Genomic DNA, 16,780 nt, shown 5'->3' on the forward strand with positions numbered 1-16,780 from the left:
TATTCGTTGCATATCATACGCCCCTGAAATTCAATTATCCAACTAAATAGTGACAATAATTATATAGCTGTTTAATTGTGGTTAATTTTTCGGGTTGTTGATTGTATATTTCTGCTAGTTGTTCTAATGTTAATAAGTAATCTTGAATTTTAGCCGTATTAAGTTTGTCACGGCAGTAATGTTGCCAGATCATTTGCTCTTGTTCATTTAATATTTGCGGATAATTACGAGCTTTGTATCTAAAAAATAAGGTAGCTAAGCGCGGATCATCAAATGTTGGTGCTACTGAATCTAATAAATCAACTGGTGTTGTTCTAATTGTTTCACAACGTGACTTATCTTGACCATTTAGAAAACTACTGTATATCTGTGCCTCAACATCGGTAACCACTAAATGCTCATTAGTTGTATTAAATAATTCGCGCATTTTATCTTGCAAAGTATTTTGATTTTGTAATAATTTTTGTTGTTTAGCCAGACATTGGTTGATATCAATATTAAAACGCTTTTCGTTTTCGGGTAACAATGTTTTTAAAGGTGCAATAATAGGGCATTTATTAATGTGCACTAGTTTCAAAGGCACCCGTGATTCATTTAACTCAAGATCCTCTGTTTTGGTATATAGTTTTTCTCTGAGTTCATCGACCGTTAGGTTAATGAGTAAATCAATATCTCCTGTCAAATCACATACAACCACCGCATTATTTTGCATTGGATGCCACGCAATTGGGCAAACTAATGACAAATTGCCACGATGACTACCAAACATGCCTGATACATGTACTATTGGCGTCATATTAATAACGTCGAGAAGTTCAGTTACTCTATTTTTATTACGTAATGAGAAAAAATAATTGAATAATTTAGGCTGTTTCTCTTTAATTAATTTGGCTATAGCGATAGTGGCATAAACATCGGACATGGCATCATGAGCTTGTTCATGAGAAATATTATTTTCTTTAGTTAGATGTTCTAACCGGAAACTAACCAACCCAACATTATTAATTGGCCAGTTAATACCTTCAGGACGTAAGGCATAACAAGCCCGCACCAGGTCAAGCAAATCCCATCTTGAATTGCCATTTTGCCAACTGTAAGCATAAGGATCATAAAAATTACGGTATAAAAGGTTGCGCGTGACCTCATCATCAAAACGAATATTGTTATAACCTAATATGCAAGTATTGGGTTCACTAAAAGCTTGATGAATTTGTTTAGTAAATTCTGCCTCACAAACTCCTTTTTGATTGGCTTCTTGAGGAGTTATCCCTGTAACTAACACCGCTTCTGGATTTGGTAAATAATCTGGAGTTTGCTGACAATAAATAACTAAAGGTTCTTCAATTATATTAAAATCACTATCAGTGCGTACACCAGCAAATTGAGCCGGTCTATCCAAAGACGGATTAATACCAAAAGTTTCATAATCATGAAAGTAAAAAGTAGGTTTTTCGGTGTTATTTTTCATTGTTTGGTTTTACCAGTTGATTTTAATAGCAATCAACTAAAAAAATTTATGTTTTATTCGAATATTTTTAGTTGATTAATATAGGAATTTAAAAAAATTAACTGCATATATTACATGATACTCTTTTTAAATATAACTAATGGCATTATATCAGAATAAATGAAAGGGTATGATATGAATAATCTATAAGATCATCCACTGAATTTTGATAGTCGTGATTTTATAAAAGTGGATATTTTTATCCACTTTTAAGTTATTAATAAATTAATTTCTTGTAGAAATTTTATTTAAAAAAGTAACTAATTTATCTTTCCATAAATCTGCAGTCATGGTTGTTCCATGTCCGCTAGTTTTACCACTTGCTGGAATTAAAAAGTAATCAGAGTTGGGTATGTTTTTTAGCGCTTTTTCCATTAAACCAGTACTTGGTGGATTTCTTTCATCATCGGCTGAGTTAATTGCTAAAATATAAGCTTTTATTTTAGTTAAATCATTAGTTGGATCAAAATCTCTTGCAGAATCCCATTGATATAAAAAATCATTAGTGTCCATTGTGACTCGTTCACTTAATTTTTTAGCTAATAATTCTTCTGTTTTTTCGGTATTATAAGCTTTATTTTGCCATGCTATATCACCACCATTAGTTGCTATATTGTAGTAATTATAAACTGATTGAAATTTTTCAGGTTGTTTAGAATAAAAACCATTATTCCAATCAGGATCATTTCTTATAGAATTGATTACCATTTTTCGCATAATCCAATTACGACTAGACATTGGGGCAGGTGTTGCGGCCATAGGAATAGCTGCAGTCATATAATTAGGATACATTGTAACCCATTTCCAAGTATTCATTCCTCCCATAGAATTACCGATGATAAGTTCTAAATGATTTATTCCTAACCCGTCTTTTAAAAGATGATATTGAGCATTGACCATGTCTGTATAATTATAATGAGGAAAGTTGCCTTTTAGACCATCTGACGGCTTCGATGATAGACCAGTACCAATCGCATCAGGTAAGATAATAAAATATTTATCGGCATCTAATGGCATATTTTTAGCAAATAACGCTTGACCAAAACTTTCATTTAACATGGAGTGTCCATTTCCAGTGGTGCCATGCAAAATTAAAATAGGTTTTCCTTTCGGATTACCTAAGGTTATATAATGAATCTTTAATTTATCAATGGTTTTTCCGTCATTAAATTTAAAGTTATCTATATAGTAGTCGGACTCTTGCATATTTTTATAATCAATACAAAAACCTAAAGATGGCAAAATTATCAAAAAAATAAGCAAGCAGAGCTTTTTTAGTTGGATCATAACGTTATTTCCTTTTATTAAATGATTATGATTGTTTAATATATAGCTATTGAAACCAATAACTATATTGACTGAATAAATGACTTAAAATGAATCGATTCAGTTTTGGAAGCAAAAAAAGATAATTACAACTAATACTACTGTTTGAAATTTAGTTATACAAATAAGATATTAGTTAATGTGATTGTTATCACATATTTATTTTAGGATTAATAGCCAGACCGGTTTTCAGAATTAGTAGATGGGTTGAGATGTTGATTTCATTAAAACCTAGCCTCGCATAACGGGGCTAAAGCACTTAAAATTTTATATTAGTGGGTTGGTGAACTTTCGATTATATTAGCCAATCTCTCAAGCGTTATTCTCAAAAATTTAGGCATCGCTTCTAATTCGATTGAGTCCATAAGATTTTTGACATATAAACCTAATTCGGTATCGCCTTCCACAATCAAACGACGCTGGAAGAACAGAGTATCCGGATCTTGCTTTCGGGTTGCTATCATGATGAGATCGTTAGCATTACCAATAAAACTAACATCAGCAATTTCCTCTCGACTGACTACAAGTTTGTTATTGATAAGGCTAACAAACCAGATTAATTGTAGATCGGTAACTTCAATTTTAAGCCAACGATTTTCTAAAAAATCGAGGTCACCATCTTCAAGAGAATGTTTAAATTGCAATTGCAATAATTGTTCAATCGCGCGTTTCTTCAAATTAAATGGTACACAACGCAGAGTTAGCCCAAATAGTTGAGGAGCTTTATCAACAACCTGCGAATGGAGTTTACTTAAAATCTGATGTTTGCTAGCAAGCATTTTAGGCACCCTCAGAAATCATTTGTTCATAAATATCTAAGTCAGTATTTAGATGTTCAAAAACTTCTTCACTTACTTCATTACGTATTTTCATTTGTAATAAAGCTGTACGTTCAGCACCAATTGCGACTAAACGCATACGTCTTTCTAAATTTTCCGCTTCAAGCGCTTTTAGTTCTAGATCTTTAAGACCCGTACGTCGCCTTAAAGAACCAATAACACGAGATCCAACTTCATGAATAATTTCTTGATCTAAGCCATCTTCAGTTGTTTCTTGTAATAAGTTATTTTGCATTTTTTCAAGACTAACAATGGCTTCTTCGGCCATATGACCTTTAATAGTTAAGATTTCATTTTCTTGTTTTGAATTGTCTAAAATAACACTACCACGTAATAAAATTGGTAACACAATTATTGCTACAATTAATGAAATTAAGATAATACCTGTCGCAATAAAAACTAGTTGATACCGACCAGCAATTGTCATTGGGATGGACAATACACCAGCAAGGGTAATCGCCCCACGTACTCCAGCAAATGTTGATATCAATAGATCCCGAGTGGTATAAGATTTAAATGCGAGAGGGCGCTTGTTACCAAAAGGCAAAGTAGGCATGTGCTTCATTGCCCATAACCAAGCAAATCTAGTCACCATTAAAACTATAAATACAAATACTACGATGCAACACAGTTGCCATACTTCTATTGATGAGTCTGTTTGATTCTCAGTAAAAGTACTAGTTAAAATACTTGGTAATTGAATCCCTAATAAAATAAAAACAAAACCGTTAAATACAAAGGTTAACATTGACCAAGCACTATCAGATTGTAAACGAGTTGTTAATGGTGCATTTCTCATCATACCAGATTGATTTACCGTCATACCTGCACTCACTGCAGCTAAGATACCAGAACAATGGCATTCTTCAGCAATAATATAAGCTGCAAATGGTAGTAAGAATAGTAATACAATTTGAATGGCGGCATCATTATGCGTTAATTTATTAATTTTGCGTAGAATACGAGCATATAGCCAGGTAAATAAAACACCAATAGCTAAGCCACCAATAGCAACAATAAAGAAACTAATACTAATTTGAAATAAATCAAATTGTAATTGTCCGACAGCTATTAAAATGGCAAAATTTAATGAAACTAAGCCTGATGCGTCATTCATCAAGGCTTCACCTTCTATAATTTCCATTTTTTCTTTTTCAATTCGACCTTTCCCTACAATACCACTTAATGCCACCGCATCAGTTGGAGACAGTACTGCAGCTAATGCTAATGCTGGGGCCAGTTTAATTTCTTCTGGTAACATCCAATAAAGGAGATACCCTAATGCAATAACCGTAATAACTACCAAGACTAAAGCAAGTCCAACAATCTCACGAACATTATATACGAAGTGTTTAACTGAAGTTTTACGTCCATCAGCAAATAGCAAAGGAGGAATAAATAAAACCAGAAATAATGCCGGATCAAATTTAACATAAACGCCAAAAGCAGCTAATATACAGCCAAGCAATATTTGCATCAGTGGTAACGGAATTTGAATAGGTAGCATTTTAATAAATACACCTGAAAGTGATACAATTAATACTATAAGCAATATTGTTGAAAAAAGTTCCATAGCTCTTCTTTTTGTGACCCGACAATTAATTATTGATTATACCTGATTTTTATCAAAGTTTCAGGTGGTAAATTTAAAAAAAATTATTTATATTTTTGGCAAAATATTACATCATTTAGCCAAAATCAATTTACTAAATAACAACCTAAATAAAGGCATTTTTGTATGGAGAGTTGGCAGAGAGCATTTATCCTGCATACCAGATCCTATAGTGAAAGTAGTTTACTTGTTGATTTTTTTGTTGAAAATTTTGGAAAAATTACAGTTTTAGCTAAAGGTGCAAAGCGTAAACGTTCTGCTTTAAAAGGTGTGTTACAACCTTTTACACCACTTATCATACAATATTCTGGTCATGGGGAAGTAAAAACTTTACGTCAAGTGGAAGCTATGTCATTAGCTTTACCTCTTATTTCGACCTCGTTATATAGTGCTTTTTATCTTAATGAATTATTACATCGAGTATTAGTTGCAGACAGTGATACAACAATATTATTTGAACACTATCTACATAGTTTGCAACAATTGGCCAAACAGGAACCAGCTGAAAATGTGTTGCGTTCTTTCGAACTAGCTTTATTAGAAAATTTAGGCTATCACGTTGATTTTTTCCATTGCCGTGCCACCGGTGATGATATCGTCGCCGCTATGAACTATCAATTTCAATCAGAAAAAGGGTTTATAAGTAGCTTATTACAAAATAGTACCAGTTTTACTGGTGAAGAAGTTTTGGCGCTAGGGTATCGTCAATTTGATAATCAAGATGTTCTTAAAGCCGCAAAACGCTTTACTAGGATGGCATTAAAACCTTATGTAGGAACAAAACCATTTAAAAGTAGAGAGTTATTTTTAAAAATATAATGGGTATTATTGGTTAATTAACCCTGTATCTTAGGTTGAAGATAGTTAGAGCAATTCCGCCAACAAAGTTGACGGAAAGAAAGATAGTGGCTTAGAAATCAATACACGGGTGGTTTAGCATAAGTATCATCAGCTTTATCGGCAGGGAAGGCATTAGGGCTTACTTTTTGATAGTTTTTATTATTATCTACTAATTGAAATACTGCTGTGCCAATGACACCAACATTCCCTACTGAACCTTCATCAGTATGATTAGCGTAAGCATTAGAACTGTCAGAGAAAGTAAAAGCAGCTACTTCATTATTACTTTTACGGAATCCTTTAATCACAAGAATATCATATGGTCTTAAAATGTAACCATCATTTGAGAGTGAACCAGCTTTACCATTAATAACATCTAATCCATCTACAGTTGCTATGATTTCATAAGTATTAGCAGAGTAATTACGATAGAATAATTGATAACTTTGTCCTACCAGACCTTGAAGTTTAACTTTGTTATTTTGCTTAGTTAATGGCCATTTATTGTCGCGATCATCTAGGAAAGCCATACCAATGCGACCATTGTTTAACATAACTTCTAAAATTGTTTTACCTTTATACTGATGTCCAGAATAATTTATAGTAATAACATCAATAGGGTTGAAACTTGTGCGTTTCATGCTTACTTGCTGAACATGTGATTCAATGCCGTCGCCCCATTGAGTACCTAAGGATCCACTACTGTCTCTTGTTACAGTGTCACTATGACGACCAGATTGACAACCTGTTATAACCAATGCCAGTAAAGATAAAATAGTAATAAAATATTTTGTATATAACCTTTTCATATTGAGTTTTCATCCTTTAAATATTATGTAATAACAAGAGAATCTGAAATTATATATAATATTTTTTTTGTTAACTATGCTTTTATTACATTTTTTTATAATTCATTATTATTAAATAAGTTATATTGAATTATCATGATAAAATCTGCCATAAATATTAAGATATTCTATTTTAAATCCTTATGATAGGTGGTAATATACGCGATCTATTTATTTTGTACGCATGTGCGCTTTCGTAGGGCGCACCACTGTTATAAGGATTTATTATGCCGATTATTACTCTTCCTGACGGATCTCAACGTCAATTTGATAAACCAGTTACTGTATTAGAAGTCGCTCAAAGTATTGGAGCAGGCTTAGCCAAAGCTTGCATTGCTGGTCGCGTTAATGGTGAACGTAAAGATGCATGTGATGTGATCGATAAAGATGCATCGGTAGCTATAATCACGGCTAAAGATGCTGATGGTCTGGAAATTATTCGTCACTCTTGCGCCCATTTATTAGGTCATGCAATTAAACAATTATGGCCGGATACGCAAATGGCTATAGGACCTACTATTGACAATGGTTTTTATTATGATGTTGATTTAGATCACGCGTTAACGCAGGAAGACCTTGATGCATTAGATAAACGTATGCATGAATTGGCTAAAAAAGATTATGATGTAAAAAAAGAAGTGGTTAGTTGGGAACGTGCGAGGGAAGTTTTTTGGGATCGCCGTGAACCATATAAAATTGCTATTTTAGATGAAAATATTCCTAAAGAATCTAAACCAGCACTTTATCATCATGAAGAATATATAGATATGTGTCGTGGGCCGCATGTACCTAATATGCGTTTTTGTCATCATTTCAAATTACAAAAAGTTGCTGGTGCATACTGGCGAGGTAACAGTGATAATAAGATGTTACAACGTATTTATGGCACAGCTTGGGCTGATAAAAAGCAACTCGATAGCTATTTGCAACTTCTAGAAGAAGCAGCTAAACGTGACCATCGTAAAATAGGCAAACAACTAGATTTGTACCATATGCAAGAAGAAGCACCCGGGATGGTGTTTTGGCATAATGATGGTTGGACTATTTTCCGTGAACTTGAAGTCTTCGTTCGTACTAAATTGAAAGAATACGATTATCAAGAAGTTAAAGGTCCATTTATGATGGATAGAGTCCTATGGGAAAAAACTGGTCATTGGGGCAATTATAAAGACTTAATGTTTGTAACTTCATCTGAAAATCGTGAATATTGTATCAAACCAATGAATTGTCCGGGGCATGTTCAGATTTTTAATCAAGGTTTGAAATCTTATCGTGATTTACCTTTACGTATGGCTGAATTTGGTAGTTGTCACCGAAATGAACCTTCAGGTTCTTTACATGGATTAATGCGTGTTCGAGGTTTTACCCAAGATGACGCACATATATTTTGTACCGAAGATCAAATACGAAGTGAAGTCAATGGTTGTATAAAAATGGTGTATGACATTTATAGTACTTTTGGCTTTACCGATATTACTGTTAAATTATCAACTCGCCCGGAAAAACGCATTGGTAACGATGAAACATGGGATTTAGCTGAAAAAGATTTAGCTGATTGCTTGACTGAAAATGGCATTAAATTTGAATATTTACCTGGAGAAGGGGCATTTTACGGCCCAAAAATAGAATTCACATTATATGATTGTTTAGGTCGAGCATGGCAATGTGGTACAGTGCAACTTGACTTTATGTTGCCAGGCCGCTTGGACGCAACTTATGTAGGTGAGAATAATGAACGTCATGTTCCGGTAATGATTCATAGAGCAATTTTAGGTTCTATGGAACGTTTTATTGGGATTTTAACAGAAAACTGTGCGGGATTCTTCCCAACATGGTTGGCTCCATTACAAGTCGTAGTGATGAATATTACTGATAACCAAGCTCAATATGCGAAACAATTGACCGAACAATTACAAAAAGTTGGCATTAGAGCTAAAGCAGACTTGAGAAATGAGAAAATAGGGTTTAAAATCCGCGAACATACTTTAAAACGGGTTCCTTATATGTTTGTCTGTGGTGACAAAGAAATGGAATCTGGTACAATTTCAGTTCGAACTCGTCAAGGTAAAGATCTTGGTAGCTTTGAAGTGAAACATGTTATAGAATTGTTGCTTAATGAAATTCATAAGCGTTCATTAGAACAAATGGATTAAAAGTAAATTAATTTGGAGGAATTAGATATTAAAGTCAGTAAACGTATTCAGTCAACGCGGGCACATAAGATTAATGATGAAATTACTGCTCGTGAAGTGAGATTAACCGGTGTCGATGGTGAACAACTTGGTATTGTTAGCTTAGATGAAGCAATAAAACAAGCTGAAGAAGCGACTTTAGATTTAGTTGAAATAAGCCCTAATGCAGAACCACCAGTTTGTCGTATTATGGATTATGGCAAGTTCCTCTATGAAAAGAGTAAAGCAACAAAAGAACAGAAGAAAAAGCAAAAAGTTGTTCAGGTTAAGGAAATTAAATTCCGACCTGGTACAGACGAAGGTGATTATCAGGTAAAACTCCGCAGCCTGACTCGCTTTCTTGAAGATGGCGATAAAGCCAAAGTTACGTTGCGTTTTCGTGGACGTGAAATGGCTCACCAACAGTTAGGTACTGAAATGCTTGATCGCATCAAAGATGACTTAGCTGATTTGGCAATCATTGAATCTTATCCAACTAAGATCGAAGGTCGTCAAATGATCATGGTGCTAGCGCCGAAGAAGAAATAATGGTTCTGCAAGTTAATTTTTAATTTATTGAAAATTACACCATTATTTTATTATTATTAACAATGCGAAGTGGAAATTATTAAAATGCCTAAAATTAAAACTGTAAGAGGCGCAGCAAAGCGCTTTAAAAAAACAGCATCTGGTGGCTTTAAGCATAAACAAGCTAACAAGAGTCATATCCTAACTAAAAAATCAACTAAACGTAAACGTCATTTGCGTGGTTTGACAACCGTGTCAAAAGGTGATTTAGGTTTAGTAACAGCGTGTGTTCCATACGTTTAAATTATTGGTTTATTATTAGAGGATATATTTTATGGCTCGTGTTAAACGTGGTGTTATTGCTCGTGCACGTCACAAGAAAATTTTAAAACAAGCAAAAGGTTATTATGGTGCACGTTCACGTGTATATCGTGTTGCTTTCCAAGCAGTAATTAAAGCAGGACAATATGCTTATCGTGACCGTCGTCAACGTAAGCGTCAATTCCGTCAGTTATGGATTGTGCGTATCAACGCAGCAGCTCGTCAATGTGGTCTTTCTTATAGCCGTTTTATTAATGGTTTGAAGAAGGCATCTATTGAGATCGATCGTAAGATCCTTGCTGATATTGCTGTATTCGATAAAAATGCATTTGCTGCATTAGTTGAAAAAGCAAAAGCGGCACTATAATGTCTTTATAAGAGCCGAGTTACCTCGGCTTTTATTATTTTTGGATAGTTAATATTAATAAAAAGAGCAATTGACCATGAACTTAGTTATTTTTCGTTTCTTTTTTAGCTTCATTTATAATATTCATTTTTGAGGCAAATGAAAAACGAAAAATAATTATAAAAGCCTCGCCCAGAGGCTTTTTTTATATATTGAACCATAAGCAGGAGAACTGTATGTCTCAATTAGTCGAACTGGTAAATAATGCCAAATCCGCTATTGAAAGTGCTAATGATATTAATCTGATCGAACAGATTCGAGTGGAATATTTTGGTAAAAAAGGCCATTTTACAATGCAAATGGCTTCTTTACGTGATGTCCCAGCTAGTGAACGCCCGGTTGTAGGTCAAAAAATTAATGATGCTAAACAAGAAATTGTTGAAATTTTGAATCAAAAACGCAATTATTTAGAACGCCAGGCACTTAATGCTAAATTAGCCAATGAAACTATAGATATTACTTTGCCAGGTAAAACACTTGAATTAGGTGGATTACATCCGGTAACCAAAACTATAAATCGCCTTGTTGAATTTTTTGGTGAACTTGGTTTTGTGGTTGAAACTGGTCCAGAAATTGAAGACGATTATCATAATTTTGATGCATTAAATATTCCGGCTCATCATCCTGCTAGGGCAGATCATGATACATTTTGGTTTGATGCCAAACGTTTATTACGTACGCAAACTTCTACGGTACAAATCCGCACCATGGAAAATCAAAAACCGCCAATCCGTATTATTGCTCCGGGCCGTACTTATCGTAACGACTACGACCAAACACACACACCAATGTTCCACCAAATGGAAGGTTTATTGGTGGATAAAGACATTAGCTTTAGTCATTTAAAAGGGTTACTGCATGATTTCCTTCACTGTTTTTTTGAAGACGATATGGAAATTCGATTTAGGCCAGGGTATTTTCCATTTACTGAGCCTTCCGCAGAAGTAGATATCAAAGCTAAAAATGGTAAATGGTTAGAAGTTTTAGGATGTGGAATGGTTCATCCTAATGTGTTACGTAATGTAGGCATTGATCCTGAAGTTTATAGTGGTTTTGCCTTTGGTATGGGTATTGAAAGGTTAACTATGTTACGTTACGGCGTCACTGATTTGCGTTCTTTCTTTGAAAATGATTTACGTTTTTTGAAACAATTTAATTAATTCTGGAGATCAAAACATGAAATTTAGTGAAAGCTGGCTACGTGAATGGATCAATCCAGAAATTAGTAGCGAAACATTAACCGACCAATTAACTATGGCTGGTTTAGAAGTTGATGACGTTGAAAAGGTTGCCGGGGATTTTACTGGTGTAGTTGTTGGTAAAGTTGTTGAATGCATGCAGCATCCTAATGCAGATAAATTACGTGTAACCAAAGTAGATATAGGTAAATCTGAATTACTTAATATAGTTTGTGGTGCACCTAATTGCCGTCAAGGACTAATGGTCGCTTGTGCTACTATTGGTGCGGTATTGCCAGGGGATTTTAAAATAAAAGCTGCAAAACTTCGTGGAGAGCCCTCTGAAGGAATGCTTTGTTCTTATTCCGAGTTAGGTATAAGTGATGACCACAATGGGATTATTGAATTACCTAGTGATGCACCTTTAGGGCAAGATATTCGTGAATATCTAAAACTTGATGATGTTATGATTGATATTAGTGTAACGCCTAACCGTGCTGACTGTTTTGGTATTATTGGCGTTGCTAGAGATATTTCAGCAGTTAACAATATACCTATGCACGAATTACATGTAGATAACGTTGCCGCAACTATAACTGATACCATATCAATTCAAGTTGATGAACCAAACGCAGCTCCTTGTTATCTAGGGCGTATTATTAAAAATATTAATGTTAATGCAACTACGCCATTATGGATGAAAGAAAAGCTACGCCGCGGTGGAATACGTTCTATAGATGCAGTCGTAGATGTTACTAATTATGTTTTATTAGAACTTGGCCATCCTATGCATGCATTTGATTTAGCTCAAATCGAAAAAGGCATTGTAGTTCGTTATGCCGATACTAATGAAAAATTGGTTTTACTAAATGGTAATGAAATTTCAATTAATGATAAAACCTTAGTTATAGCTGACCACAAAAAAATATTAGCATTAGCTGGAATTATGGGTGGTGAATATTCAAGTGTAACATCAGCAACTAAAGATGTTTTTCTAGAGGCAGCATTTTTTGCACCATTAGCTATTACAGGAAAAGCTCGCGAATATGGTTTACATACTGAAGCATCTCATCGTTATGAACGTGGAGTAGATCCAGCTTTACAAATGAAGGCAATGCAGCGAGCAACAAAATTATTAGTTGATATTTGTGGTGGTGAAGTTGGTCCAATTATTGATGTAACAAATGCCAATGAGTTACCAATACAAGCCACAATTGTATTACGCAGGGAAAAAATTGATCGCATCATTGGCTTGTCAGTAGCAACACAAAAAATTACCGATATACTTGAAAGACTTGGTTGCAATGTAGAATATAAAGACAATATTTGGTTAGTTAAGGCACCAAGCTGGCGATTTGATTTACAAATAGAGGAAGATTTGATAGAAGAGGTCGCGCGTATCTATGGCTACAATAATATACCTAATGCCAACCTAAAAATCGAATCAATAATGAAGCCAATACCTGAAGGAAATGTTGCTTTAAGTCGAATTAAAGACCTATTGGTTGATCGTGGTTATCAAGAAGCAGTTACCTATAGTTTTGTTGATCCAAAAGTTCAGCAAATGTTACATCCAGAATTGCAAGAAATTAAATTGCCTAACCCAATTTCAAGTGAAATGTCAGTTATGCGTTTATCTTTATGGCCTGGATTATTAGATGCTGTTTTATATAATCAAAATCGTCAACAATCTCGAATTCGACTATTCGAAACTGGTTTACGTTTTATACCTGATGAGAAGTCTGAATTTGGAGTTCGTCAAGAATTAATGCTAGCTGGAGTGGTAACAGGGCGTTTATATGAAGATCATTGGGATTTACCTAAACAACATATCGATTTCTATGATTTAAAGGGCGATATAGAATCTATTTTCACTCTTTTAGGTTATACAGAAAATCTTCAATTTAAAAAAGCTGATTTGCCAGCATTACATCCGGGGCAGAGTGCGGCTATATATATCAATAATGATCTTATTGGTTATATAGGAGTGTTACATCCCGAAATTGAAAAAAAATTATCTTTAAATAGTAAAACTCTTGTTTTTGAAATAAATTTAGCTAAAATTAATCCTAAAAAGGTACCTGTTGCTCAAGACTTATCTAAATATCCGTCTAATAAACGCGATATTGCAATTGTTATATCTAATACAATTCCGGCAGCAGATATTATATCAGTATGTAAAAGTTCAGGTGGCGAACAACTTGTAAAAGTCTCACTATTTGATGTCTATCAAGGCGAAAATATCGGTGAAGATCAAAAAAGTCTCGCTATCAGTTTGATTTTACAAGACAAGTCGCGTACACTTGAGGAAGAAGATATAACTAACATTGTAAACAAATGTATTGTTGCTTTACAAAACCGTTTTAAAGCCATATTAAGAGAATAATGACTATGACATTAACCAAAGCTGATATTGCAGATCGTCTTGCCGAAAAATTTAATATTGATCGTCAAGAAGCTAAAGTGCTCGTTGAACTTTTTTTTGAAGAAATTCGAGTAGCTTTAGAAAAAGGGGAAGCCGTTAAATTATCTGGATTTGGTAATTTTTCTATTCGTGATAAAAATTCACGACCGGGACGTAATCCAAAAACAGGTGAAAGTGTCGATATTTCTGCTCGTCGGGTTGTTACATTTAGACCTGGCATTAAATTTAGAGAACGAGTAGAAAAGAATTTAGCACTATAACTTTTCCCTTTTATAAATATATAAGCCTTTTTTGTTATCTAACAAAAGATAGGCTTTTTTTTTGAAAAATTGATTGTAATAATTTAATGATTCAAGCATAATAACTCCTCTTTTATGGAGGCTCTATGGGTCCTCTTGCAACATTTTTTTGCTCATCAGGTCAGGTCCGGAAGGAAGCAGCCAAAGTAAAAAATATGTGTGTGGGATGTGGCTGATAGGGTCTCCTCCAAATAGAAAATGTAAACTCTTCTCTAATCTTCCATACTCAAATTATCACTCTAATAATTATTAGGAACAATAAATGTCCAAACACTATATTTACGGTTAAATTAATCAAAATGATTGTTGTTGATTGCGGTTATATTTGCGATCATATTACCAATCTGAATATTTATATTGAAACGTATAGCTTACCTGAAACTTCTTGACTTTAATTTTAAATAACTATAATTCATAAAAAATATTTATAAAATGAATATATGCATTTAGTGAGATTTAACAATGTTACAATCAAATCAACATAGCCGACAAAATCAATTAGAATTACTGAGTCCTGCTAAAGATATAGAAATAGCTAAACAAGCAATTTTACATGGTGCAGATGCTGTTTATATTGGGGGACCTAATTTTGGGGCTCGGCATAATGCAGGTAATTCCGTGAGTGATATTGCAAAACTAGTAGAATTTGCTCATCTTTATTATGCCAAAATTTTTGTTACTTTAAATACGATCCTTCACGATAATGAACTTGAAGCCGCTAGGCAATTGATTTGGCAACTTTATGATGTAGGTATTGATGCTCTGATTGTGCAAGATATGGCTATTTTAAGTATGGATATTCCACCTATTGATTTACATGCCAGTACCCAAATGGATATTCGCACCCCTGAAAAAGCTAAATTCTTAGCTGATGTTGGATTTTCGCAAATCGTATTAGCACGGGAGCTAAATCTAAATGAAATTGCAAAAATTAATCAGAGTATAGATGCTAAAATTGAGTTCTTTATCCACGGAGCACTTTGTGTTGCTTTTTCTGGTCAATGTTATATTTCTCACGCGCAAACAGGTCGAAGTGCTAATAGAGGAGATTGCTCACAAACTTGCCGACTTCCATATACTTTAAAAGATGAGCAGGGGCGCATAGTGGCCTACGACAAACATTTATTGTCAATGAAGGATAATAATCAGTCGAATAATTTAAATGCATTAATTACAGCTGGAGTAAAATCCTTCAAGATAGAAGGACGCTATAAAGATATGAATTATGTCAAAAATATTACCGCTTTTTACCGTAAAAAATTAGATGATATTATGGAGCAAAACTCTAATTTGATACCAACTTCAAGTGGTAAAACTCTACATGCATTTACTCCTGATCCAAACCGCACATTTAATAGAGGTAATACAGATTATTTTGTTCATGGGCGTAAACAAGATATTGAGATAAAATCTCTACAACCTTTAATCAATGGTGATGGTTTAAATGTTTTAGTTAAACGAGAAATTATTGGGTTTAGGGCAGATAAAGTTGAAAAAATATCCGTCAATCATTATCGTATTTTTGCAAATGAAATACCAAAAACTCTGTTATCAATAAAATTACCTTATACAATTAATCGAAATTTAGATCATGCTTGGCAGCAAAGTTTGTTAAAAGAATCAAGTAGCCGTCGTATTGGGGTATCCTTTAAATTATCAACCATTGAACATGGAATTTGTTTAGTAGCAGAAAGCGAAGAGGGTACTCAGGTTAGAATAGAACTAAAAGGCTCTTTTTCGGTTGCTGACCAACCAGATAAAGTACTTAAAACGATAAAAGATAATTTATCTAAATTAGGGCAAACAATATATTATTTATCTGAAATTAAAATAGATATAACCACTATTTATTTTATACCTAGTAGTCAATTAAACCAGTTAAGACGTGACATAATAGAGCGTTTAACTGCAGCCAGACTAGCTAACTATAAAACCAATAAACGTAAACCAGAAGTAATACCAATTCCTAAATACCCGGAAAATCATCTCAGTTATTTGGCCAATGTTTATAATCAAAAAGCCCGCGAATTTTATACGCAACATGGAGTCGAATTAATTGAAAGCGCTTATGAAGCGCATTCAGTTAAAGATGATGTTCCATTAATGATAACTAAGCACTGTTTACGGTTTGCGTTCAATTTATGCCCAAAACAAGCTAAAGGTATTCAAGGAGTTAAAACTAGAGTTACACCAATGAAATTGGTACAAAATAATGAAGAATTATTGTTAAAATTCAATTGCAAAGCTTGTGAGATGCAGGTTTGGGGTAAAATCAAAAATCATATTCTAAAAATGCCTTTACCTGGTAGCGAAGTTATTTTTATAAGTGATAAATAATAATTTATGCAAAATAAGAATTAATAAATAATTGACCACTTAATAGTGCAATATTAGTTCGTAATAATTTGACACATTTAACATAATATACATTATACCAACCTTAATATCTTGATTTATAATAGTTTTTGTTAATAACATTA

14 protein-coding genes and 1 other RNA gene are annotated in these 16,780 nt (G+C 33.7%); 10 read left to right on the forward strand and 5 right to left on the reverse strand.

Going from position 1 to position 16,780, the window contains the following annotated elements; genetic code table 11:
• Nucleotides 1–34: 34 nt before the first annotated feature.
• From sbcB to A9G12_RS02465, 4 genes are all read right to left on the reverse strand, one after another.
• Nucleotides 35–1,468 (reverse strand): exodeoxyribonuclease I, encoded by a 1,434-nt coding sequence (gene sbcB / locus A9G12_RS02450; RefSeq protein ID WP_065564293.1) that lies wholly within the window; start codon nucleotides 1,466–1,468, stop codon nucleotides 35–37.
• A gap of 264 nt (nucleotides 1,469–1,732) precedes the next feature.
• Nucleotides 1,733–2,794, reverse strand: coding sequence for an alpha/beta fold hydrolase (locus tag A9G12_RS02455; RefSeq protein WP_065564294.1), 1,062 nt, complete (start codon nucleotides 2,792–2,794; stop codon nucleotides 1,733–1,735).
• A gap of 311 nt (nucleotides 2,795–3,105) precedes the next feature.
• The gene (ubiT, locus tag A9G12_RS02460) at nucleotides 3,106–3,591 is read right to left on the reverse strand and encodes a ubiquinone anaerobic biosynthesis accessory factor UbiT (RefSeq protein WP_065564715.1); all 486 of its coding nucleotides are present in this window, start codon (nucleotides 3,589–3,591) and stop codon (nucleotides 3,106–3,108) included.
• Nucleotides 3,592–3,613: 22 nt separating this feature from the next.
• Nucleotides 3,614–5,245: a Na+/H+ antiporter gene (locus A9G12_RS02465; protein WP_065564295.1), complete on the reverse strand. Its 1,632-nt coding sequence runs from the start codon at nucleotides 5,243–5,245 to the stop codon at nucleotides 3,614–3,616.
• A gap of 165 nt (nucleotides 5,246–5,410) precedes the next feature.
• On the opposite strand from A9G12_RS02465, the gene recO reads away from it, so the two are divergent.
• Nucleotides 5,411–6,103, forward strand: coding sequence for a DNA repair protein RecO (recO, locus tag A9G12_RS02470; RefSeq protein WP_065564296.1), 693 nt, complete (start codon nucleotides 5,411–5,413; stop codon nucleotides 6,101–6,103).
• A gap of 98 nt (nucleotides 6,104–6,201) precedes the next feature.
• Here the strand turns inward: recO and A9G12_RS02475 are convergent, their stop codons facing one another.
• Complete coding sequence (locus A9G12_RS02475) at nucleotides 6,202–6,933, reverse strand: hypothetical protein (protein ID WP_065564297.1); 732 nt, start codon at nucleotides 6,931–6,933, stop codon at nucleotides 6,202–6,204.
• 266 nt (nucleotides 6,934–7,199) lie between these two features.
• Between A9G12_RS02475 and thrS the strand changes: the two genes are divergently transcribed.
• The 9 genes from thrS to A9G12_RS02520 all read left to right on the forward strand — a co-directional run bounded on the left by thrS (nucleotide 7,200) and on the right by A9G12_RS02520 (nucleotide 16,637).
• Nucleotides 7,200–9,125, forward strand: a complete 1,926-nt coding sequence (gene thrS, locus A9G12_RS02480; protein ID WP_065564298.1) for a threonine--tRNA ligase — start codon at nucleotides 7,200–7,202, stop codon at nucleotides 9,123–9,125.
• Nucleotides 9,126–9,152: 27 nt separating this feature from the next.
• Nucleotides 9,153–9,692: a translation initiation factor IF-3 gene (gene infC, locus A9G12_RS02485; protein WP_065564716.1), complete on the forward strand. Its 540-nt coding sequence runs from the start codon at nucleotides 9,153–9,155 to the stop codon at nucleotides 9,690–9,692.
• 84 nt (nucleotides 9,693–9,776) lie between these two features.
• Nucleotides 9,777–9,974: a 50S ribosomal protein L35 gene (gene rpmI, locus A9G12_RS02490; RefSeq protein ID WP_065555852.1), complete on the forward strand. Its 198-nt coding sequence runs from the start codon at nucleotides 9,777–9,779 to the stop codon at nucleotides 9,972–9,974.
• 31 nt (nucleotides 9,975–10,005) lie between these two features.
• Complete coding sequence (rplT, locus tag A9G12_RS02495; protein WP_024496189.1) at nucleotides 10,006–10,359, forward strand: 50S ribosomal protein L20; 354 nt, start codon at nucleotides 10,006–10,008, stop codon at nucleotides 10,357–10,359.
• Between the two features lie 215 nt (nucleotides 10,360–10,574).
• Nucleotides 10,575–11,558, forward strand: coding sequence for a phenylalanine--tRNA ligase subunit alpha (gene pheS, locus A9G12_RS02500; RefSeq protein WP_065564299.1), 984 nt, complete (start codon nucleotides 10,575–10,577; stop codon nucleotides 11,556–11,558).
• 16 nt (nucleotides 11,559–11,574) lie between these two features.
• Nucleotides 11,575–13,962: a phenylalanine--tRNA ligase subunit beta gene (pheT, locus tag A9G12_RS02505; RefSeq protein WP_065564300.1), complete on the forward strand. Its 2,388-nt coding sequence runs from the start codon at nucleotides 11,575–11,577 to the stop codon at nucleotides 13,960–13,962.
• 5 nt (nucleotides 13,963–13,967) lie between these two features.
• Nucleotides 13,968–14,261: an integration host factor subunit alpha gene (locus A9G12_RS02510; protein WP_065564717.1), complete on the forward strand. Its 294-nt coding sequence runs from the start codon at nucleotides 13,968–13,970 to the stop codon at nucleotides 14,259–14,261.
• A 124-nt stretch (nucleotides 14,262–14,385) separates the two neighbouring features.
• Nucleotides 14,386–14,481, forward strand: an RNA gene (gene ffs / locus A9G12_RS02515) — signal recognition particle sRNA small type.
• 281 nt (nucleotides 14,482–14,762) lie between these two features.
• Complete coding sequence (locus A9G12_RS02520; RefSeq protein WP_065564301.1) at nucleotides 14,763–16,637, forward strand: peptidase U32 family protein; 1,875 nt, start codon at nucleotides 14,763–14,765, stop codon at nucleotides 16,635–16,637.
• The last annotated feature ends 143 nt before the right edge of the window (nucleotides 16,638–16,780 follow it).

This window comes from Gilliamella sp. wkB112, assembly GCF_001690685.1.
Taxonomy (GTDB): Bacteria; Pseudomonadota; Gammaproteobacteria; order Enterobacterales; family Orbaceae; genus Gilliamella; species Gilliamella apicola_J.

Coding starts and splice junctions, on each gene's coding strand:
- thrS (WP_065564298.1), top strand. CDS start 7,200: ATGCCGATTATTACTCTTCCTGACGGATCTCAACGTCAATTTGATAAA.
- A9G12_RS02475 (WP_065564297.1), bottom strand. CDS start 6,933: ATGAAAAGGTTATATACAAAATATTTTATTACTATTTTATCTTTACTG.
- A9G12_RS02520 (WP_065564301.1), top strand. CDS start 14,763: ATGTTACAATCAAATCAACATAGCCGACAAAATCAATTAGAATTACTG.
- A9G12_RS02510 (WP_065564717.1), top strand. CDS start 13,968: ATGACATTAACCAAAGCTGATATTGCAGATCGTCTTGCCGAAAAATTT.
- sbcB (WP_065564293.1), bottom strand. CDS start 1,468: ATGAAAAATAACACCGAAAAACCTACTTTTTACTTTCATGATTATGAA.
- pheS (WP_065564299.1), top strand. CDS start 10,575: ATGTCTCAATTAGTCGAACTGGTAAATAATGCCAAATCCGCTATTGAA.
- rpmI (WP_065555852.1), top strand. CDS start 9,777: ATGCCTAAAATTAAAACTGTAAGAGGCGCAGCAAAGCGCTTTAAAAAA.
- A9G12_RS02465 (WP_065564295.1), bottom strand. CDS start 5,245: ATGGAACTTTTTTCAACAATATTGCTTATAGTATTAATTGTATCACTT.
- rplT (WP_024496189.1), top strand. CDS start 10,006: ATGGCTCGTGTTAAACGTGGTGTTATTGCTCGTGCACGTCACAAGAAA.
- pheT (WP_065564300.1), top strand. CDS start 11,575: ATGAAATTTAGTGAAAGCTGGCTACGTGAATGGATCAATCCAGAAATT.
- recO (WP_065564296.1), top strand. CDS start 5,411: ATGGAGAGTTGGCAGAGAGCATTTATCCTGCATACCAGATCCTATAGT.
- A9G12_RS02455 (WP_065564294.1), bottom strand. CDS start 2,794: ATGATCCAACTAAAAAAGCTCTGCTTGCTTATTTTTTTGATAATTTTG.